Annotated in this window: 23 protein-coding genes; 10 read left to right on the forward strand and 13 right to left on the reverse strand. The window is 33.2% G+C overall.

Annotation, left to right across the window (positions count from 1 at the left end):
• Window positions 1–53: 53 nt before the first annotated feature.
• On the reverse strand, window positions 54–404 hold the full coding sequence (rplS, locus tag QMG60_RS10485) for a 50S ribosomal protein L19 (RefSeq protein ID WP_057119870.1): 351 nt from the start codon (window positions 402–404) through the stop codon (window positions 54–56).
• Window positions 405–578: 174 nt separating this feature from the next.
• Entirely contained in the window at window positions 579–1,253 is a 675-nt protein-coding gene (trmD, locus tag QMG60_RS10490; RefSeq protein WP_281867786.1) for a tRNA (guanosine(37)-N1)-methyltransferase TrmD, read from the reverse strand.
• A gap of 272 nt (window positions 1,254–1,525) precedes the next feature.
• On the opposite strand from trmD, the gene QMG60_RS10495 reads away from it, so the two are divergent.
• From QMG60_RS10495 to QMG60_RS10520, 6 genes are all read left to right on the forward strand, one after another.
• Entirely contained in the window at window positions 1,526–1,888 is a 363-nt protein-coding gene (locus tag QMG60_RS10495; RefSeq protein ID WP_281867787.1) for a hypothetical protein, read from the forward strand.
• 248 nt (window positions 1,889–2,136) lie between these two features.
• Window positions 2,137–3,009 carry a sugar phosphate isomerase/epimerase gene (locus QMG60_RS10500; RefSeq protein WP_281867788.1) on the forward strand — a complete coding sequence of 291 codons (873 nt, stop codon included), beginning with the start codon at window positions 2,137–2,139 and terminating at the stop codon, window positions 3,007–3,009.
• A 48-nt stretch (window positions 3,010–3,057) separates the two neighbouring features.
• Complete coding sequence (locus QMG60_RS10505; RefSeq protein WP_134140654.1) at window positions 3,058–3,405, forward strand: cupin domain-containing protein; 348 nt, start codon at window positions 3,058–3,060, stop codon at window positions 3,403–3,405.
• 173 nt (window positions 3,406–3,578) lie between these two features.
• Window positions 3,579–4,751 carry an MFS transporter gene (locus QMG60_RS10510; RefSeq protein WP_281867789.1) on the forward strand — a complete coding sequence of 391 codons (1,173 nt, stop codon included), beginning with the start codon at window positions 3,579–3,581 and terminating at the stop codon, window positions 4,749–4,751.
• A 67-nt stretch (window positions 4,752–4,818) separates the two neighbouring features.
• On the forward strand, window positions 4,819–5,751 hold the full coding sequence (locus tag QMG60_RS10515) for a peptidylprolyl isomerase (protein WP_057119186.1): 933 nt from the start codon (window positions 4,819–4,821) through the stop codon (window positions 5,749–5,751).
• A 91-nt stretch (window positions 5,752–5,842) separates the two neighbouring features.
• Window positions 5,843–6,166 carry a c-type cytochrome gene (locus QMG60_RS10520; RefSeq protein WP_057119869.1) on the forward strand — a complete coding sequence of 108 codons (324 nt, stop codon included), beginning with the start codon at window positions 5,843–5,845 and terminating at the stop codon, window positions 6,164–6,166.
• A gap of 108 nt (window positions 6,167–6,274) precedes the next feature.
• Here QMG60_RS10520 and QMG60_RS10525 read toward each other — a convergent pair whose 3' ends face one another.
• The 3 genes from QMG60_RS10525 to QMG60_RS10535 all read right to left on the reverse strand — a co-directional run bounded on the left by QMG60_RS10525 (window position 6,275) and on the right by QMG60_RS10535 (window position 8,630).
• Window positions 6,275–6,670, reverse strand: coding sequence for a GreA/GreB family elongation factor (locus QMG60_RS10525; RefSeq protein ID WP_281867790.1), 396 nt, complete (start codon window positions 6,668–6,670; stop codon window positions 6,275–6,277).
• Between the two features lie 381 nt (window positions 6,671–7,051).
• On the reverse strand, window positions 7,052–7,606 hold the full coding sequence (locus tag QMG60_RS10530) for a thioredoxin family protein (RefSeq protein ID WP_281867791.1): 555 nt from the start codon (window positions 7,604–7,606) through the stop codon (window positions 7,052–7,054).
• Between the two features lie 130 nt (window positions 7,607–7,736).
• Window positions 7,737–8,630: an alpha/beta hydrolase gene (locus QMG60_RS10535; RefSeq protein WP_134140658.1), complete on the reverse strand. Its 894-nt coding sequence runs from the start codon at window positions 8,628–8,630 to the stop codon at window positions 7,737–7,739.
• A gap of 130 nt (window positions 8,631–8,760) precedes the next feature.
• Here QMG60_RS10535 and QMG60_RS10540 point away from each other — a divergent pair, with 130 nt between their 5' ends.
• The gene (locus QMG60_RS10540; RefSeq protein ID WP_281867792.1) at window positions 8,761–9,096 is read left to right on the forward strand and encodes a tRNA-binding protein; all 336 of its coding nucleotides are present in this window, start codon (window positions 8,761–8,763) and stop codon (window positions 9,094–9,096) included.
• A gap of 162 nt (window positions 9,097–9,258) precedes the next feature.
• Here QMG60_RS10540 and QMG60_RS10545 read toward each other — a convergent pair whose 3' ends face one another.
• The 4 genes from QMG60_RS10545 to QMG60_RS10560 form a co-directional block, all read right to left on the reverse strand.
• Window positions 9,259–9,807 carry an alpha/beta hydrolase gene (locus QMG60_RS10545; RefSeq protein WP_281867793.1) on the reverse strand — a complete coding sequence of 183 codons (549 nt, stop codon included), beginning with the start codon at window positions 9,805–9,807 and terminating at the stop codon, window positions 9,259–9,261.
• A gap of 21 nt (window positions 9,808–9,828) precedes the next feature.
• The gene (locus tag QMG60_RS10550; protein WP_281867794.1) at window positions 9,829–10,653 is read right to left on the reverse strand and encodes an alpha/beta hydrolase; all 825 of its coding nucleotides are present in this window, start codon (window positions 10,651–10,653) and stop codon (window positions 9,829–9,831) included.
• A gap of 174 nt (window positions 10,654–10,827) precedes the next feature.
• Complete coding sequence (locus tag QMG60_RS10555; protein WP_057119174.1) at window positions 10,828–11,196, reverse strand: PUR family DNA/RNA-binding protein; 369 nt, start codon at window positions 11,194–11,196, stop codon at window positions 10,828–10,830.
• A 68-nt stretch (window positions 11,197–11,264) separates the two neighbouring features.
• The gene (locus QMG60_RS10560; RefSeq protein ID WP_113677947.1) at window positions 11,265–13,043 is read right to left on the reverse strand and encodes an ABC transporter ATP-binding protein; all 1,779 of its coding nucleotides are present in this window, start codon (window positions 13,041–13,043) and stop codon (window positions 11,265–11,267) included.
• A 204-nt stretch (window positions 13,044–13,247) separates the two neighbouring features.
• Here QMG60_RS10560 and QMG60_RS10565 point away from each other — a divergent pair, with 204 nt between their 5' ends.
• The 3 genes from QMG60_RS10565 to yajC all read left to right on the forward strand — a co-directional run bounded on the left by QMG60_RS10565 (window position 13,248) and on the right by yajC (window position 15,950).
• Window positions 13,248–14,354, forward strand: a complete 1,107-nt coding sequence (locus QMG60_RS10565; RefSeq protein ID WP_057119169.1) for a Glu/Leu/Phe/Val dehydrogenase — start codon at window positions 13,248–13,250, stop codon at window positions 14,352–14,354.
• Between the two features lie 295 nt (window positions 14,355–14,649).
• Window positions 14,650–15,561, forward strand: a complete 912-nt coding sequence (gene nusB / locus QMG60_RS10570; protein WP_281867795.1) for a transcription antitermination factor NusB — start codon at window positions 14,650–14,652, stop codon at window positions 15,559–15,561.
• 113 nt (window positions 15,562–15,674) lie between these two features.
• On the forward strand, window positions 15,675–15,950 hold the full coding sequence (gene yajC / locus QMG60_RS10575) for a preprotein translocase subunit YajC (RefSeq protein WP_057119167.1): 276 nt from the start codon (window positions 15,675–15,677) through the stop codon (window positions 15,948–15,950).
• A gap of 258 nt (window positions 15,951–16,208) precedes the next feature.
• Here the strand turns inward: yajC and QMG60_RS10580 are convergent, their stop codons facing one another.
• The 4 genes from QMG60_RS10580 to QMG60_RS10595 form a co-directional block, all read right to left on the reverse strand.
• Window positions 16,209–16,796 carry a DUF1801 domain-containing protein gene (locus QMG60_RS10580; protein WP_134140670.1) on the reverse strand — a complete coding sequence of 196 codons (588 nt, stop codon included), beginning with the start codon at window positions 16,794–16,796 and terminating at the stop codon, window positions 16,209–16,211.
• A gap of 1 nt (window position 16,797) precedes the next feature.
• On the reverse strand, window positions 16,798–18,075 hold the full coding sequence (gene pepT, locus QMG60_RS10585) for a peptidase T (protein WP_281867796.1): 1,278 nt from the start codon (window positions 18,073–18,075) through the stop codon (window positions 16,798–16,800).
• A 117-nt stretch (window positions 18,076–18,192) separates the two neighbouring features.
• Window positions 18,193–19,332, reverse strand: coding sequence for a formylglycine-generating enzyme family protein (locus tag QMG60_RS10590; RefSeq protein ID WP_281867797.1), 1,140 nt, complete (start codon window positions 19,330–19,332; stop codon window positions 18,193–18,195).
• Window positions 19,333–19,427: 95 nt separating this feature from the next.
• On the reverse strand, window positions 19,428–20,393 hold the full coding sequence (locus tag QMG60_RS10595) for a DUF6515 family protein (RefSeq protein ID WP_281867798.1): 966 nt from the start codon (window positions 20,391–20,393) through the stop codon (window positions 19,428–19,430).
• Between the last annotated feature and the right edge of the window lie 15 nt (window positions 20,394–20,408).

Below are 20,408 nucleotides of genomic sequence, written 5' to 3' on the forward strand. Positions count from 1 at the left end.
AAACTCGTTTCAAACAATATGAAACGAGTTTTTTATAACAATTCGATAAATGATTATCTTCTTTTATCTTTAATCTTAGCTTTTTTACCAGTAAGTTGTCTGAAGTAGAAAATTCTAGCTCTACGTACAGCACCTTTCTTGTTGATTTCGATTTTTTGTAAAGCTGGTAAGTTTACTGGGAAGATACGCTCAACTCCAATAGCTCCAGACATTTTACGAATAGTAAAAGTTTCTGTGTTACCAGAACCTCTTCTTTGAATTACAACTCCTTTAAAAAACTGAGTTCTAGTTTTTTCACCCTCTTTAATTTCGTAGAAAACTGTGATTGTGTCTCCAGCTCCAAATTCAGGGAAATCTTTTTTAGCAACGAATTCGTTTTGAACGAATTTTAATAAATCTGCCATGATAATTTTATTATTATAGTTTAGATAGAGTAACATTCACGGATTTCGCCAGAGGTTAGTCTAATTCGGGTGCAAAGATAAATTAAAAAAATAAAAATCCAAGAAATAAAATTCCAAATTCAAATTTTTTAATGAATTGATTATTTGGGATTTGGGATTTTTTGAGTTTCAAATTTATTCTAATAAATCTGGCCGTCTGTTTTTAGTATGTTCATATGCCATATCTTCTCGCCATTTATCGATTTTGGCAAAATGGCCGCTGGTTAAAACTTCTGGGACTTTCCATCCTTTATAATCTGCAGGCCTTGTATATATAGGTCCAGAAAGTAAATTATCTTGAAAGCTGTCTGTTAATGCTGAGGTTTCGTCGCTCAATACACCAGGAATTAATCGAATTAAAGCATCAGATAAAACCAAAGCTCCTAATTCTCCTCCTGATAAAACATAATCACCAATCGAAATTTCTTTAGTAATAAAATGATCTCTAACTCTTTGGTCAACACCTTTATAATGCCCGCATAAAATGATAATGTTTTCGTACATAGACATTTTATTGGCCATTTTTTGATTTAAAGTTTCACCGTCAGGCGACATATAAATGATTTCATCATATTCTCGCTGACTTTTCAAATGGGTAATACAGTCATCAATTGGCTGAATTGTCATTACCATTCCAGCACCACCCCCAAACGGATAATCATCAACACTTTTCTGTTTATTCGTGCTATAGTCACGCAGATTATGAAAATGTACTTCGACTAAACCTTTGTCAATGGCACGTTTCATAATCGAAGCCTCAAATGGACTTCTTAATAATTCTGGTAAAAGTGTAATGATATCAATTCGCATTTTCTGTAAGTTATTCTAAAGTGCAAAGATACAAGTTAATATTTGGCAATAAAAAAACAAAATTCAAATCCTTAGAAATGTTTTTAAATATGAACTCATTATTAGTGTTGAGTAGAAAAATTTATACTACAACTTATTGCTTTTTAATTCGTTATGTAATAATTATATAACACTAAAATGTAATTGTGTAATTTTTTATTTTGTAATTTTAAGTACCATTACAATACCTAATTATATAATTAAAGTTTTACAAATTCCAAAAACGTATCTATATGAAAAAATTAATACTGTTTACCGCAATACTTTTGCAGCTTTCATGCTCAAGTTCGAAAAACGCAATGAATAATTCTGTTGGAGAAACCAAAGCGAAATTGATAAAAACTTGGGGAACTCCTGTGCGGACTTTGGCTGATAATCAAGATGGACAAATTTTTGTATATGCGGACCAGGTTTTTACGAATGAAGATAATTCTGATGGTTCAAAAATAGCAGGGCAAAATTATTGGACTTACAATTATATATATATAAATAAAGAAGGTAAAGTTACATCAACAAGACAAGAGAAACAGAATTACCCACCTCAGGCTATTGACTCACAAAAATTGGAAGGGATGAAATTGTTAACTTCGAAGTAATTCTATTCTAATTTAAGTATTTTAACGGTTTAATTAAATTGTTAAAATATTTTTTATTTGAATTAAATTATAGCTGTTTTTTGAATATATTTAGCAAAAAAGTATATCAAAAAACAGCTATAATTTTTTTGTATTATTATGTTGATGTAATAAGGAAAAGCTAAAAGATACTCGGAAGAAACAATGAAAAAGGATGCTGAGGCTGTTTCAACAAAAAACAATTTATAATTATTTGGATTTACTAAAAAATGATTACTAGAAGAAATTTTATAATTAATACGGGTCTGGCTGCAACAGCAGTTCTGGCTTCGCCGTCATTCGCATTTTCTATGAATAAAAAAGAAATAGGTTTACAATTGTATACACTTCGTGAAGAGCTTCCGAAAGATGTAAAAGCAACTTTAGAAAAAGTAGCGAAAGCAGGATTTACAACTGTCGAAACATATGGTTTTTCTATTAAAGATCAGTTTTGGGGATTAACGCCAAAAGAATTGAAAAAGATTTTAGATGATAACGGCCTGAAAGCAGTAAGCGGCCATTATAATTTAGGGAGCTTTTTATACGATGGAAATACCGAAGAACTAATAGCTTCAATAGAAGCAGCAAAAATTCTAAAAAGTGAATTTTTAACCATTCCGTGGGTCGACGAAGCTTTTAGAAGAAATATAGCAGATTATAAAAAGATCGCTGCCCGAGTAAATGAAGCAGCTGTAATGTGCAAAAAAGAAGGTTTGAAACTGGCTTATCATAACCATGATTTTGAATTTCAAAAACACGATGGAGTTACGGGTTTTGAAATCTTATTAAATGAAACCGATAAAGATTTGGTTTATTTTGAATTAGATTTATACTGGGTGATTCATTCTGGAAATGATCCTCTAAAATTATTCAAAGAAAATCCAGGACGTTTTAAAATGTGGCACGTAAAAGACAAGGATAAAAATAATAATAATCTAAACACCGAAGTTGGTAGCGGAACTATAGATTTTAAGCCTCTGTTTGCGGCAGCAAAACAATCTGGAATGATTCATTTTTTTGTGGAACAAGAGAATAATTTTGCCGTAAATTCTTTTGATTCTATTAAGAAAAGCTGTGATTTCATTTCTAAAAAATTGCTTTAAAATGACTAGTTAAAATGCTTATTTTTGTAAAAAATCAATTTTAAAGTTATGCAGAACATAGGAACAAGCAAAGAATTTATAAAAGGAGATGATATTGAATGGGAAGTGGTTGGTGAAGGAATCAAACGCAAGATCCTAGCTTATGATGACAGAGTAATGCTCGTAAATGTGCATTTTGAAACTGGAGGAATTGGTGTTTTGCACGAACATTACCATACACAAGTCACTTATGTAGCAAGCGGTAAATTTGATGTTACAATAAATGGTGTAACAGAAACTTTAAAAGAAGGCGATAGTTTTTATATTCCGCCTCATGCAGTGCATGGAGTGGTTTGTTTGGAAAGCGGTATGCTGACAGACGTTTTTGGTCCTGCAAGGGAAGATTTTTTGAAGTAAATTAAATAAAAGAAAATCAGTAAGTATGAGCGTCTTCGCGATAGTGAATCTGAATCATTTGTGTTCTAAAAATTGACGCCGATTAAACGGATTCGCTATCGCGAAGACGCAGATTTAGACAGATTTTATCAAAAAATAACTTTAATTATAAATATTGATGGTATTTTTGCAAAATGAATTTATCTAAAACAAATGTACTTTTCATGGCAGTTTGCACTGGTCTTATAGTTGCAAATCTTTACTACTGCCAGCCTTTGATTGTTTTAATTGCCAACGAATTTAAAATTCCAGAAGCCAGCGCCGGAACTATCACGTATTTAACTCAGGCCGGTTATGCTATTGGATTGTTTTTTATGGTTCCTCTTGGTGATAAAATAGAGAGAAAAAGGCAGATTTTAATGACCACTTTTGCATCTGTAATTGCATTATTGATTGCAGCAACGGCAAAAAATTTTCTGATTTTACAAATTGCTTCATTACTAATCGGAATCACGTCTATTGTACCACAGCTTATTCTGCCTTTAGCAGCTTCTTTGAGCGCTCCCGAACAACGCGGAAAAGTTGTTGGAACAATTATGAGTGGTCTTTTGGTTGGAATTTTGCTTTCGCGAACTTTAAGCGGTTTTATTGGTGAAGTTCTAGGCTGGAGATCAATGTTTTATATCGCGGCAGGAATTTGTCTTTTGATCTTTTTTGTAATTCAAAGTAAATTTCCAGTTAATAAACCACAGTTTCAAGGAACTTACAGACAATTAATTAAATCCTTATTTACACTTATAAAAACACAGCCTGTGCTGCGTGAAGCAACTGCAATTAATGTTTTCAGTTTTGCGCAGTTTGGGGCTTTCTGGACCACAATGGTTTTACTGCTATCTGGAGAACCTTTTCACTTTAATAGTGCGACAATTGGATTATTCGGAATTGTAGGTGCATCTGGAGCATTGGCGGCGCCTTTGGTTGGTAAACTTGGGGATAAAGGGAATTCAAGAATTGCAGTTGGTTATGGATGTTTACTGATCTTGATAAGCTTTCTGATTTTCTACTTTGCTATAGAAAGCGTAATTGGTATTGCAATAGGAATTGTATTTATTGATATCGGAATCCAAGGTGTTCATATTTCAAACCAAACAAGAGTTTATTCACTTCTGCCAGAAGCTAGAAATAGATTGAATACAGTATTTATGTCTTTCAGTTTCTTAGGAACTGCTGCAGGATCTGCATATGGATTATTATTATGGAAATTAGGAGGATGGCATGCTGTCGCTATTGGCTGTATGGTTTTATCGTTAATTTCATTGGCAGTTTATGGACTGACTTATAAATCGACCCCGAAACGTCGGGACTAAAAAAGCAAAAGCACAAATTGATTAAAAAATTAATTTGTAAATTTGCGTTCAAATTAAAAATAACAACATGGAAAACGGAATATACGCTAAATTCAACACTAGCAAAGGTTCGATTTTAGTAAAACTAACACACGATTTAACACCTGGAACTGTAGGGAACTTTGTAGCTCTTGCAGAAGGTAATATGGAAAATAAAGTTAAACCTCAAGGACAAAAATTCTACGACGGATTAACATTCCACAGAGTAATTGCTGATTTCATGATTCAAGGTGGATGTCCTAAAGGAACTGGAACTGGAGATCCAGGTTATAAATTTGATGATGAATTTCACCCAACTTTAAAACACGATCGCCCAGGAGTTTTATCTATGGCAAACTCTGGACCTGGAAGCAATGGTTCTCAATTTTTTATCACTCACGTTCCAACTCCTTGGTTAGATGGAAAACACAGTGTTTTTGGTTATGTTGTTGAAGGACAAGACATCGTTGACGCTGTAGCTCAAGGTGATAATCTGGATTCAGTAGAAATCATCAGAGTTGGTGAAGAAGCTCAAAAATGGAATGCTATCGAAGCTTTTATTGGTTTAAAAGGTGCTCGTCTAAAACGTGAAGCAGCTTTAAAAGCAGAATCTGAAGCGAAAATGGAACAATTAGCTGCTGGTTTTGATAAAACAGAAAGCGGTTTACGTTACAAAATGATTCAAAAAGGTGATGGTAAGAGAGCTGAAGCTGGAAAAACAGTTTCTGTTCACTACGAAGGATCTTTAGAAAACGGAAAAGTTTTTGATTCATCTTACCCGCGTAAAAAACCAATCGAATTCAAATTAGGAATTGGACAAGTTATTGAAGGATGGGACGAAGGTATTGCTTTATTACAAGTTGGAGACAAAGCTCGTTTTGTAATTCCATCTGATTTAGGATACGGACCATCAGGTGCAGGAGGAGTTATTCCGCCAAACGCAACCTTGATTTTTGACGTTGAATTAATGGACGTAAAATAAGACTTTAGAAGCAATTTACTATTGTTTTAAATAATAATCCCATGCGCTGTGGCGTATGGGATTTTTTTTATATTTACTAAAAAACATTATAATGAGAAAAATTTTAATTTTGGCAGGAACGGTTTTAGTTTTAGTAGCGTGTGGTGCTAAACAATCAATGGCTGAAGCTCCTCCGCCACCTCCACCACCTCCTTCAAAGGAAGTATCTGCTAAAGATCTTGTATTTGGAGATCCAGCTTTGGCACAAGGAAAACAATTGTATGATAACAATTGTGCAAAATGTCATAAATGGTACGAACCAAAACAATTTAGCAAAGAAGAGTGGAAACCAATTTTAGTAAGAATGCAGAAAAAGGCGAAACTTGATGATATGCAAATGGCTTCAATAACTAATTTTATTGATTCTCAATTGTAATTCGTATTTCAAAAAATAAAAAAAAACGATTCAATGATTTATTGAATCGTTTTTTTGTTTTCAATTAGATATAAAAAAACACCTTCACATAATGAGGTGTTTAAAAAGTTAAGAATGATGTACAGCCGAATTATCTACAGTAATTACTTTTAAAGTTTTTATACCTGCCGGTAATTCCCAATCTACTTCGTCATTTTCTTTAAAACCAATAATAGCAACACTTAAAGGAGCTAGAATTGAGATCTTAGATTGCTTTACATCTGCAGCAGAAGGTAAAACGATTTGAATTTTCATTTGTTTATTGGCTTTTACATCTTCAATCGTTACAAAAGAATTGATCCTGATAACGGTACTGTCAAGTTCGCTTTCTTTGCTTATAACAGCACGATCTAATTCTTGCGAAAGTTGATTGGCTTCTTTAGTATTTGTTGAATTTTTACTTTTTAAAATCAATTCTCTTAAAAATTGATAATCTGATTTACAGAAAGTGGGTGTTGGTTTCATATCTATATTGAATTTATTGTTATACTATTTGAAATGATTTTCTTCTTTTGTATTTTTTAAAAAACTGTTTGTTTCTCAGTTCATGAGAAAGAGAAAAATTTTAAATGTTTAATTTGAAAAACAAAAAGATATCTGAACAAAATTGATTTTGTCAAATAAATAGATGTTTAAGTTTGATGTAATCCTCCGTCAGAAAGAAGAAATTGAAATAGACGGAGGCCTAATTAATAAAGGCCTTATTATGCGAAATAATTACAGCAGGTAGTGGTTCTCCAGAAAAGGAAAACAACTTTGCAGGCGCTGTAAATGGTATTCTATTTCCCATAAGGATAATTAAATTGATCAGCAAAGATAGATAATCTTTTTGAATTTAGTGAGGTTTTACTTCCATTTAATGCTGCAGCCAATACTTGGTTTTTGCGGTTCCTTTAAACTTCTGTTGTAAATTAAAGCATCTATAGCGCCTCTAAGGTCACTTCCGCTGAGTGAAATTCCGTTGCCCGGCCTAGAATCGTCAAGCTGTCCGCGGTAAAATAATTTGTCTTGGTTGTCAAATAAATAGAAGTCGGGAGTGCAGGCTGCATTGTATGCTTTAGCGGTTTCTTGAGTCTCATCATAAAGATAAGGAAAATCAATTTTGTTTTCTATAGCAAATTCTGTCATCAATTCTGGAGAATCCTGCGGATACTTTACAGTATCATTGCTGGAAATAGCAACAATGCCGATTCCCTGCACGCGGTAATCATTAGCAATCATTACAACTTCTTTTATAGAATGAATCACAAACGGACAATGGTTGCAGATAAACATAACCAAAGTACCTTTAGAACCTTTCAAATCTTCAAATGAAAGCATGTCATTTGAATTAGTGTCCTTTAAATAAAAATCAGGTGCAATAGTTCCTAAAGGAAGCATTGCGGATGCAGTTTGTGCCATTTTTGCAAGATATTTGAATTCCAAAAATAGTTTTAAATATCTGTAAATAAAAGAGCACAAGAATAAAAAAATACCCAAAGAAGCAGTTAGCTTTATCAGCTTGCTTCTTTGGATGCTTTTTTATATTTTTTTATGAATTTAAAAACTGAAGTAAATCTTCATTTAATTTTTCTTTTTCTGTGTAAAACAGACCGTGAGGAGCGCCTTCGTATTCGATAAAAGTATTATTAGCAATTCCTTCTGCTGCTTTTCTTGAAGTAAGGTCTATTGGAACAATTTTGTCATCATTTCCATGAATAATCAAAGTTGGAACCTTTACAAAATCAAGTTCATCTCTAAAATCTGTAAACGAAAAAGATTCTGCACATTTTAAGGTTGCACGAGGAGATGCAAGCGAACATAATGTTCTATAATATTCTAACAATGGTGTACTGATTGGTTTGTTGATGATATTGATTCCAAAGAATGTTTTCCCGAAGTTGTCTACAAAACCAATACGATCTTCTTTAATTGCTGCTGCAGTAGTTTCACTTTTTTCTTTCGGATGCCCGTCCGGGTTATCGTGAGTTTTTAAAAGGAATGGAATAATAGATGAAATTAAAGCTGCTTTAATAACGCCTTTTCCGCCGTGACGGCTGAAATAACGTACAACTTCGCCGCCTCCCATTGAGAATCCAACCAGCGTAACGTTTTCTAATTCCAATTGTTCAATGATTTCTTTAAGGTCATCGCTTAAAGTATCATAGTCATAACCATCCCAAGGCTGAGATGATTTACCAAATCCGCGTCGGTCATAAGCAATAACGCGATAGTTATTTTGTACTAAATGATCAATTTGATATTCCCACATTTCATTAGAAAGAGGCCAGCCATGAATAAGAATTACTGGTTTTCCCTGACCGTAATCTTTCACATAGAGTCTGACGTTTTGTGCTGTTTCTATATATTTATCTGTATGAACCTGTTTTAAATTAGATTCAAAATCTTTTATTGACATGCATGCATTTGGTTCAGTATGTTCCATGTTATATGTTTTTTTACGTGAGTGTATAATTTTCCTCAAGTAAAATTAGATTGTAAGTAAAAGAAATTGGTTATAGAATTAGGAGGATTAATTACAAAATTAATAGGTTTGTAAGGCTAAATAATTAATAATGGATTTAACTTGGAATGAATTTGAACGCACCGATATGCGCGTAGGAACTATTATAGAAGTAAATGATTTTCCCGAAGCAAGAAAACCTGCTTTTCAATTAACAATCGATTTTGGTTCAGAAATCGGAATTAGAAAATCATCTGCACAAATTACTAAAAGATATCAAAAAGAAGATTTAATAGACCGCCAGATTGTTGCGGTTGTTAACTTTCCTAAAAAGCAAATTGGAAAATTTATGAGCGAATGTCTAGTTCTGGGTGCAGTAGGCGAGGAGGGAGATGTAATTTTATTAGCACCCGATTTTAAAATACCGAATGGATTGCGCATCGGGTAGTTTTTTACTCAATATATTTTACCGCAAAGCACGCAAAGTTTTTTTGTAAGTGGTGTTTTTGGAAAAGGTTAAAGTTCGCAAAGTTTTGTGAACTTTATCGACAAAAACTTTTCAAAAAGCCTTGCGATCTTTGTGTAAATCTCTGCGTGCTTTGCGGTTAAATTAGAGTTCTGTTTTTTCAATAAGCTTTTTAAGAATCAACTGTCCTTCTTCCCAATATTTTAAATCAGAATCGGAGTTGATGTGGCCTTGCTGACCAACGTTTACGAAATCGCTTCCCCATTTTTCGGCGAAGTATTTTTTTCTTTCAAAAGAAGCGTAAGGATCATTTTCGCTGGCCACAACTACAGATGGAAAAGGAAGTTTGTATAGAGGAATTGGCGAAAAGTTTCTTGTACATTCTGGTGTATGTTCGGGTGAATCTACATCTGCAGGAGCGACTAAAAAAGCTCCAACTATATTTGGATTATTGTTTTTTTCTGCCCAGTGTAATACCAGTGAAACTGCTAAACTATGTGCAACTAATATTGTAGGTTTATCGAGTTTTAAAATATTTTCGTTTAATCTGTCAAGCCATTCTTCGCGAATCGGTTCGTCCCAATTGTCTTGTACAACACGAATTGAGTTTTCGAATTTTTTATGCCAAAAAGTCTGCCAGTGTTTTTCTCCAGAATCTCCAAGTCCTGGAATAATTAATAGTTGTGTCTCCATTGCCGTGGATTTATTTAGTTATTATTTTTTAGTTTCTTTAATAATGCGGTTTACTTCATTAACTAAAAGCGGAAAACCAGGTTCAGTCATTCCGTGGCCATAACCGTCAAGTTCGTAAAGTTTTGTTTGTTTGTGTCCAACCAGTTTCATCATTCTTGCCATATAGGCGTTTTCTTCATAACGTCCGAGCATTTCTAGTTCACGATCTCCGGTAATTAGCAGCATAGGCGGAGCGTCGGCACGAACGTGGTATAAAGGTGCAAAAGTGTCAATAGTTGGCTGTTTTTCTGGAATTCCATTTTCTCTCCTAATTTCAAAATGAGTAATACATTGTCCGCTAAACGGAATAAGTCCGGCGATTTTATCAGCATCTATATTTTCTTTTTGAAGCCATTTTTTGTCCAGACCAATCATCATTCCTAAGTAACCTCCAGCAGAATGTCCAGAAACGAAAATCTGAGATTTGTCACCTCCATAATTTGATATATTATTAAAAGTCCAAGCAACCGCCGCTGCCGCATCTTCAATAGCTTTTGCTGCTTTTACTTTTGGCGATAATCTGTAATTTACGCCAATAATTGCAAAACCTTTATTTTTTAAGGCTTCTGGAATTTCTTTATTTCCGCCTGTCAGTCCACCGCCGTGAAACCATACGATAGTTGCGAATCCAGTTTTGTTTTTAGGATAATAAATATCCAAAACACATCTTTCATTAATGTATTTATCAGATTTATTTAGTGCTGAACTGTAATATTGAATGTTATTTTTGGTTTCATATTCTACATTCTGTGCAGACAATGAAATTCCGTATAGAAAGAAAGTTAGAAGGATAATTAATTTTTTCATTTTAGTTTGTTAGAAGTTTTAAGTAAGATGTTAAATGTGAAAGAGAAGCATCTTAAAATTCGTTTGTTTTATTTCACATTTTACAAATCACATTTCACAATAAAATAAATATATAAAAAAAGTCCAAAATGCAGAACAAATTGGACTCGTACTTTATAAAAAGTTTATTTTGAATTAAATATCGTCAAAATCAATATCTGTAAAGCTAGATCTTTGGCTTTCAGATTTTTCAGAACTGTATTCTTTCTTAAAATCTTTTTGATGTCTTTCAGAAATTACTTCTTCGCCTTTGTGGTTCAAAACATAAGATGTCATTTCTTCTAGTATTTCGGCAAAAGCACTAAAATCTTCTTTGTATAAGTAAATTTTGTGTTTCTTGAAATGAAATGAACCATCTTCCTCAGTAAATTTTTTGCTTTCGGTAATAGTGATATAGTAATCATCAGCTTTGGTAGCTCTCACATCAAAGAAATAAGTTCTTCTTCCTGCTCGTAATACTTTAGAAAAAATCTCTTCTTTTTCTAACATGTCATTTTCTCTCATAATACGTTCTATCATTTTTGGAATTAATAGTACTCAAAAATCATAAAAAATTATCTATTACGCAACAATTAAAGTAATTCTTTTTCCGAAAGTTGTTTTAAATATAACGATGCGTAATATCCTTCCTGATTTATTAATTGATTATGAGAACCTTGTTGAATGATGCGGCCATCTTCTAGTATAATAATTTTGTCTGCATTCTTTGCAGATGATACACGATGGCTTACAATTATAGTTGTTTTATCTTTAGAAATTTCAAACAAATTATTCAAAATCATTTCTTCTGTTTCGGTATCAACGGCAGACAAACAATCGTCGAAAAGTAAAATAGCAGGGTTCTTAATAATAGCTCTCGCAATAGAAACACGCTGTTTCTGTCCGCCCGAAAGTGTGATTCCTCTTTCTCCTAAAATAGTATCATACTGTTTGTTAAACGCAATAATATTATCGTGAACAACAGCATTTTTAGCAGCTTGGAATACTTCTTCGTCAGTAGCATTTTGATTTCCAAATTTGATATTATTTTTAATAGTATCCGAAAATAGAAAAGCATCCTGAGGCACAATTCCGATATTATTTCTTAAATCATTTAAATTTAAAGTGCTGATTTCGTTTGCATCAATCCTAAGTTCACCTTCTGTTACATCATACAATCTTGAAATTAAGGAAAGAATAGTTGATTTTCCAGAACCTGTTTTTCCTAAAATGGCCAGCGTTTCTCCTTTTTTTACCGTAAATGAAACATTTTTTAGAGCTTCAATATTTGTGTCTTGATAAGTGAAAGAAACATTATCGAAAGTTATAGTTCCTTGAATATCTGATGAATTTTCGTTATTATTTTTAATTTCTGGTTCGATTTTCAAAAATTCATTTAGGCGTTTTTGAGAAGCTTCCGCTTCCTGCACCATTGACGAAACCCATCCTAAAGAAGCAACCGGCCAAGTCAGCATATTTACATATAAAATAAATTCGGCAATTGTTCCGATATTCGGAATGGTTCCGTTAATATACATTACACCTCCAAAATAGATTACTACTAAATTACTGATTCCGATTAGGGCGATCATTAAAGGACCAAATAAAGACTGGACTCTCGCTAAACTTAAACTTTTGCGTTTGCTTTCTTCCGCAAGGTCTACCATATTGTTTTGATGCTGGTTTTCCAACGAATAAGCTTTGATGACACGAATTCCAGAAAAGATTTCCTGAGTAAAACTCGAAACTTTTGATAAGTATTGCTGAAAGGTGGTGCTTCGTTTATTGATTTCTGAACTTAATTTAAAAATACAATATGAAAGTATAGGAAGCGGCAATATAGTATATAAGGTAAGAAGCGGCGAAACATTGTACATATATAGTATAACAATCGCGAAACGAATAAATGTATTAATAGTATACATAACTGCAGGCCCGACATACATACGGACTTTTGAAACGTCTTCACTTATTCGGTTCATTAAATCTCCTGTTCTGTTTTGCTTGTAAAAAGTCTGAGAAAGATTTTCATATTGTCTAAAAACTTCATTTTTTAAATCAAACTCAATATGGCGTGACATTACAATTAAAGTCTGGCGCATTAAAAAAGTTAAAAATCCAGCTACTATCGTAGTAGCTATGATTAGCAATACGTTATGAATCAAATCTTGTCTGAAAGCTGCAATTACGACTTCTGATTTTTGGTCAGTCGGAGATAATTTGTCAAAATTCTCAATAGCGTTTAAAGACTTACTGATTAATTTTGGAGTAAATAACGAAAATATTTGTGCGATTATGGTGATTAAAATACCCAGCGAAAAACTGTATTTATACTTAATGAAATATTTGTTTAAATAGCTTAATTCTTTCATTTTTTTAAGAAATATGATATAGAATTGATTTGAAATTGTGAATTATTACTAATTAAAATTATAATAAATTGCAATTTAATCAAAACAATTATATTGTAAAATTGTTATTTTAAAGATAAAAAATTAGCACATGTGTATTTTTTAATTATGTTTGAGAAGTCTTTTTGACAAATTCATAATTTTAACCTAATTAATACTAGCGCTATGGATGCAACTTTCGCAACTGGAAAGGAACTTCAAAAAATGGATCCTGTTTTTGGTCAATTATCTTTTGACGATCACGAACAAATTGTATTTTGCAATGACAAAGATACAGGTTTAAAAGCAATTATTGGTATTCATAATTCGGTTATGGGTCCAGCTTTGGGAGGAACTAGAATGTGGAATTATAACACAGAATGGGAAGCTTTAAATGATGTTTTACGTCTTTCAAGAGGTATGACTTTTAAATCTGCCATTACTGGACTTAATATTGGGGGAGGTAAAGCTGTTATTATTGGCGATGCTAAAACTCAAAAAACACCTGAATTAATGCGTAAGTTTGGTGAATTTGTACATTCATTAAGCGGAAGATATATTACTGCAGAAGATGTCGGAATGGAAACAAAAGACATGGATACTGTAAGAGATGTAACGCCTTATGTGACTGGTATTTCTGAAGAAAGAGGCGGGTCTGGAAATCCTTCTCCTGTAACTGCTTACGGAGTTTATTTAGGAATGAAAGCTGCTGCTAAAAGTCAGTTTGGAACTGACGTTTTAGATGGTAAAAAAGTTTTGGTTCAAGGAATTGGACACGTGGGTGAAACTTTGGTGGAGTATTTAACTAAAGAAGGAGCTCAGGTAACGATTACTGATATTAATGAAGAAAAATTATATCAAGTTGCTTCAAAATACAATGCAACAATTTATACGGGCGAAGATTTATATACAGCAGATGTTGATATCTACGCGCCGTGTGCAATGGGAGCAACAATTAATGATAATACAGTAAACAAAATTAAAGCTAAAGTTATTGCTGGTGCAGCCAACAATCAATTAGCTGATGAGAATGTTCACGGTGCAAGATTGCAGGAAAGAGGTATTTTATACGCTCCAGATTTCTTAATCAACGCGGGTGGAATTATCAATGTTTATGCTGAATTAGCAAACTACGGTAAAGCTGAAATTATGAGTAAAACTGAAAATATCTATAATACTACTTTAGAAATTATAGATTTTGCAGCTCAAAATAATATGACAACTCATAAAGCGGCTCTTACAATTGCTCAAAACCGTATCGATCAAAGAAGAATCGAGAACGCTGCGAAGTAATTTTTTATAGTTTACAGTCTCAGTCTCAGTTTTCAGTTTTTCTGGAAGCTGGGATTTTTTTTTAGTTTTCAGTCGCAGTCGCAGTTTACAGTTTTTTTGAGGACTTCATTAGTTAGCTGAATACTGAGACTGAGACTGAGACTGAATACTGCGACCGCGACTGAATACTGCGACTAAAACTAAATACTTTTTTACGATTTAATTTTAATATAAGGATTGAAATTCCTAATTTTGCAGACTAATTTTTAAATGTTCTTACAAGGTGGTAAATAGAAGACACATACGCGTTAAAGTAATGCAATCCATTTATGCAATGCACCAAAGCGGTTCTGATAATATGGAAAAAGAAGAAAAATTTCTTTTTTATAGTATTGATAATATTCAGGACTTATATCTTATAATGCTTTCTTCATTGATAGAAATCTGCAAAAAAGAAGCTGTCTATTTGCATCTTTCAAGTAAAAAACACCTGGCAACTGCCGCAGAACGTAATCCGAATGAAAAGTTTGTAAAGAACAAAATTTTTCAACTTCTTGCCGAAAGCAATTCTCTTGGTATCGCTCTAGAAAATCGTAAAATCAATAACTGGTCATTAAACGATGATTATATCATTTTACTTTTAAATGATGTAAAAGCCAGCGATTTGTACAAAAACTACATGAGCAATAATGTAAATACATTCGAAGAAGACAAACAATTTATTATTGATTTGTTCGAAAATGTTATTGTTCCAAACGAAAAATTATACGAGTATTTAGAAGATGATAAATTGACTTGGGTTGATGATATTCCGGTTGTAAATACACATATTGTAAAACAATTGAAGGCAATTAAAACAGAAGATCCAGACGATTTTAGAGTTCCGAAATTGTACAAAGATGTTGAAGATAAAGATTTTGCAAAAGATTTATTTAGAAGAACTGTTTTGAATGAAACTGCTTTTGCAAAAGAATATGAAGATAAAACGCCAAACTGGGACAGTGATCGTATTGCTGAAATTGATACTATTATTTTAAAAATGGCAATTTGCGAATTTTTAAAATTCCCTTCAATTCCAGTAAAAGTAACTCTTAACGAATATTTAGAAATTGCAAAAGAGTATTCTACACCAAAAAGTAGTATTTTTATCAACGGAATTTTAGATAACCTTGTTAAGGAACTGACTGCCAATAAAAAGATGGTAAAAGTGGGAAGAGGGTTGATGTAAAAACAACGAAATTTCAAAAAGAAAAATCCAAATTCCAATGGCTTTGTCTCTCTGAGCGAAGTCACAGATATTAAAAAAAGATATTAATAATAAATCAAAAACAAATTTAAATTATGGGACAATTAACTCAATTTGCGCCATTTCTATTGATGTTTGTGGTAATCTATTTCTTCATGATTAGACCACAACAAAAGAGAGCTAAAAACGAAAAAGAATTTGAAAGCAGCCTAAAAGTAGGTGACAGAATAGTTACAAAAAGCGGTTTCCACGGTAAAATTGCAGAATTAGCAGAAACTACAGTTGTAATCGAAACAATGTCTGGAAAATTAAAATTAGAGCGTTCAGCTATTTCTCTTGAATTGAGTGCTGCTTTGAATAAGAAAGCATAATTTTAAATTACAATATTTTAAATCCCAAATTCTAAAAGGAGTTTGGGATTTTTTTTGTTTTCAAATTAACGAGCTGCATTGTCATTGCGAGGAACGAAGCAATCTCATTTACTATTTCAAAAATTATCTTTTGTTAGTAAGATTGCTTCGTTCCTCGCAATGACATTTTTGCGCATAAAAAAACCTTTATCAAAGTTTTAAACTTTGACAAAGGTCTCTGATTACTTGGAATTTGGATTTTAAATATTGAAATTTAACTTACCTGTATTTATCATTCAATCCAACATTATTCAAAATCATCGGAATCACTTTTTCAATTCTCGAAAGTTTTGTTTTTTCCTGTTTTGCCGTTTCAATATATTCTAAAAACTCATATTGTTTATAGGGCGAAAACTTGGCAAATGCTTCTTTTAAAGCTGGATTTTTTGTCATTTCTTGATCTAAAAGTTCAGAAACAATTGCTTCTTTTTTAGAAGGTTTAATAACTTTTCCTTGCTTTTCGTTTTCAATCGCTTCGTGAATGTATTCTAAGACTTCTTTTTCGTTTATTTCATCCTTCGAAGTAAAACGCCATTGACGCATTGATTTTGTTTTGTCTTCCTGAGCATTGATCAACCTCTTTTTCTCATCTTTCAGAAAAACACCGTTTAAAAACCAGATTGCAAAATAGTTTTTAAAACCTCCAATTCCGATAACATTTTTTTTGTTGTAAACATAAATAGGTCCTCCCCATTTTATGGTCTCAACCAGTTCAGTTTTGTCAATAATTGATTTAAGAAAAAGAAGTTCTTCTTCCCACTGATTGACTTTGTCCCAAACGTGCTTTTTATCAGAATTCGGTTCCACTTTATCTTTTTCTTTTAGGTTTTTCAGTTACATCAAAAATTCCTGGAATTGCAGTAAGCTCAGCAATTTTTACGATTACGTCTGTCGCTTTTTGAATGCTTTCGGCAGGAACATATTCGTATTTTCCGTGGAAATTATGTCCGCCCGCAAAAATATTTGGGCAAGGTAATCCCATAAAAGATAATTGAGAACCGTCAGTTCCGCCGCGGATTGGTTTGATGATCGGTTTGATGTTTAATTCTCGCATCGCTTTTTCAGCGATATCAACAATATGTTTTACTGGCAGAACCTTTTCTTTCATATTGTAATATTGATCTTTTACGACTGCAATTACGATATCTTCACCAAATTTCTTAGCAAATTTTTTATTGAATTTTTTGGCAATTTTTTCGATAAGCTCTTTTCGCTTTTCGAATTTCTTTTTATTATGATCACGTATAATCAATTCTAAAACTGTTTCTTCGATGTTTCCTTTTATGTGATGAACGTGAAAAAATCCTTCGTAACCTTTTGTTTCTTCTGGGGTTTCTCCTTTTGGAAGTTCATTAATAAATTCATTTGCCAAAAGCATAGAATTGATCATTTTTCCTTTTGCATAACCAGGATGAACACTTTTTCCTTTAAAAGTAATTTTAGCTCCAGCTGCGTTGAAATTTTCATATTCTAACTCGCCAATCTGACTTCCGTCCATCGTATAAGCCCATTGCGCTCCAAATTTTTCTACATCAAAATGATGCGCACCACGTCCAATTTCTTCATCTGGAGTAAAACCAATTCTAATTTTTCCATGTTTAATTTCTGGATGCTGAATTAGATATTCCATTGCCGAAACAATTTCTGTAATTCCCGCTTTGTCATCGGCACCAAGAAGTGTTGTTCCGTCAGTTGTAATAATGGTTTGTCCTTTATATTGCAGTAAGTCTTTGAAATAATTTGGAGATAAAACAATATTTTTTTCTGCATTCAAAACAATATCTTTTCCATCGTAATTTTCTACGATTTGAGGTTTCACATTGGCACCGCTAAAATCTGGCGAAGTATCAAAGTGAGAAACAAAACCTATTGTTGGAACTTCGTGATCTACGTTGCTTGGCAGCGTTGCCATGATATACGCTTTATCATCAATAGTTACATCTTCAAGTCCGATTGTTTTTAGTTCTTCAACTAATTTATTGGCCAAATTCCACTGCTTTTCAGTACTTGGCGTTGTTTGCGAATTTGGATCTGATTCTGTATCAATTGTTATATAACTAATAAAACGATCTATGATATGTTGCATTTCTTTGATTTTTTAGCAAATATAGAAAATTTTTCTCCTGCATAATTTAGCTTTCCATATCTGAATTAATAAAAAAAGGGATTCTGTGCAGAATCCCTTTCATTTGTTTTTTTACGATTATTTGCTTTTGACGCATCTAAAACCCACATGATTTGCCGCAGATCTTATTTCGCCTTTTCCTCTCGTTCCAACCATGTATCGCGTGCAATATTGGTCGGTACATAAAAAAGAACCGCCTCTATGTACTCGTTTAACTTCTGTCGGATCATTTGGATCATTATAAGCATCAGGCCCTTGCGGATTTTTTACTGTTTTGCCACTATCGGCCAATGATTTGTAATAGTCAACACTATACCAGTCATTTACCCATTCCCATACATTTCCTGCCATATCATATAAGCCATAAGCATTTGGTGCATATTGAGCTGTAGGAGCAATTCCTTTAAATCCGTCTTCGCCAGTATCGCCGTCTTTAATTGGGAAATGTCCCTGATAAATATTGGCTTGAAATTTCCCTTTCGGTTTTAAATCATTTCCCCAAGCATATAGATTTCCTGTTTTACCACCTCTAGCAGCAAATTCCCATTCTGCTTCTGTCGGAAGTCTTTTTCCAGCCCATTTTGCATAAGCTGCTGCATCTTCGTATACTACATGTACCACAGGATATTTTTCTTTGCCTTTAATTGTACTTTGAGGACCATCAGGATGTCTCCAGTCGGCACCTGGCTCATAACGCCACCATTGCAGGAAATTGTTTAAATTAACAGCAGATGGAGTAGGTGTAAAGACAACCGAACCCGTTACAAGATCGTTTTCATTCGCACCAGGAAATTCTTCTTTGGTTGGTTTTTGCTCTGCAACCGTAACATAACCAGTTGCTTTTACAAATTTTTCGAACTCTTCATTGGTAACTTCGGTTTTATCCATATAATATCCATCAATATATACGCGGTGAATAGGAGCTGCATCTTTCGTTACACCTTTGATACTACATAAACTTTCATCTTCGACATTGCTTCCCATTGAGAATTCTCCGCCTGGAATCCAAACCATACCTTCTGAAGCTTTTCCTGCAGGTTTATCTTTATTTTCGATAGTTGGCTTAAATACTGAGGGTGCTGAAGTGTTTGGAATTTCATGACATTCTGCAGTTTCAGCTATTTCTTTTTTAGGCACCATTAATTTGCTATAACCGTAAGCAAGAGAAATAATAGAAATTGTCAGGACAGCAAAAATCCAAAAGGTTTTATTTTTCATGGTAATTGATTTTGATCTGAATTGGTTGTCAAATTGATGGGATAAAATTATAAAAATAATTATTAATACTATAGTAATTATATAGGATTAATAAATTATTTGTCTTTTTCAACAAGAACTACTTCATATTTTTCTTTGCCGTCAACTTGAACGGGTTGATAATAAGTTTCTCCAAATTTTACATATTTTACATCTCCAATCGTAACTTCTTCGCCGCCTTCTGGTAAATTATCAACTATTGTTCCTGCTGTTGGAGGCACAACCTTATAAGTATTGCCGTCTTTTTCATAATAAGTTCCTCCATAGTAATAATTATTTACTGTTCCTGTATTAACAGTTTGTGCGCCACTTGGAATATTATTAACGGTTCCTCCAACTGGAGCTGGAACAGCCGTATAACCTCCGTTAGAAGGTGCATACCAAACTCCCTGATCATAATGATATTGTGAACTTTCGACGCTTACTACTATTGCTGTAACCGCTAAAGTTGCTACAAAAAATCCCCAAGGATGCCATGTTGGTCCATAGTAATAAGGTCTGTAAGGATGAAAATAATATGGATTGTAAGCATGATATCTATAACCGCCATATACATACGGAGGACGTGCATACACAACAGTATTTCTTCTCACGACAGTATTTCTATTATTGTTTATGGTAATATCTCTGCTTCGGTCAACATTTCTTGTATTGCCGCTTATGTTTGTATTTCTATTGCCTGAATTTATGGTGTTATTAGAATTACGGTTTGTTGTATTGTTTCTGTTGTTAATACTAGTGTTCGAACTATTTGTAGGTCTGGTTACTTTAGTTCCAGAGCCATTAGATCCAGGTCTAGTTACTGCTGGTTTGTTTGTAGAAGGTCTGTTTACAGCTGGTCGGGATTGGTTTGCGGGTCTTGTTGCCGCAGGCCTTGTTTGAGTTCCTCCACTCGGTCTGTGAACTCCTCCGCCATTTCCTCCAACTCGGCGCTGTGCTATGCTGTCAATAGAAATCAAAAAAAACGATGCAGCTAGACATGTTAGTACAACTTTATGTATTTTTTTATTTATATTTTTCATTTTCAGTATTTTAAG

It is taken from the genome of Flavobacterium sp. GSB-24, assembly GCF_027924665.1.
In the GTDB taxonomy this organism is placed as follows: domain Bacteria; phylum Bacteroidota; class Bacteroidia; order Flavobacteriales; family Flavobacteriaceae; genus Flavobacterium.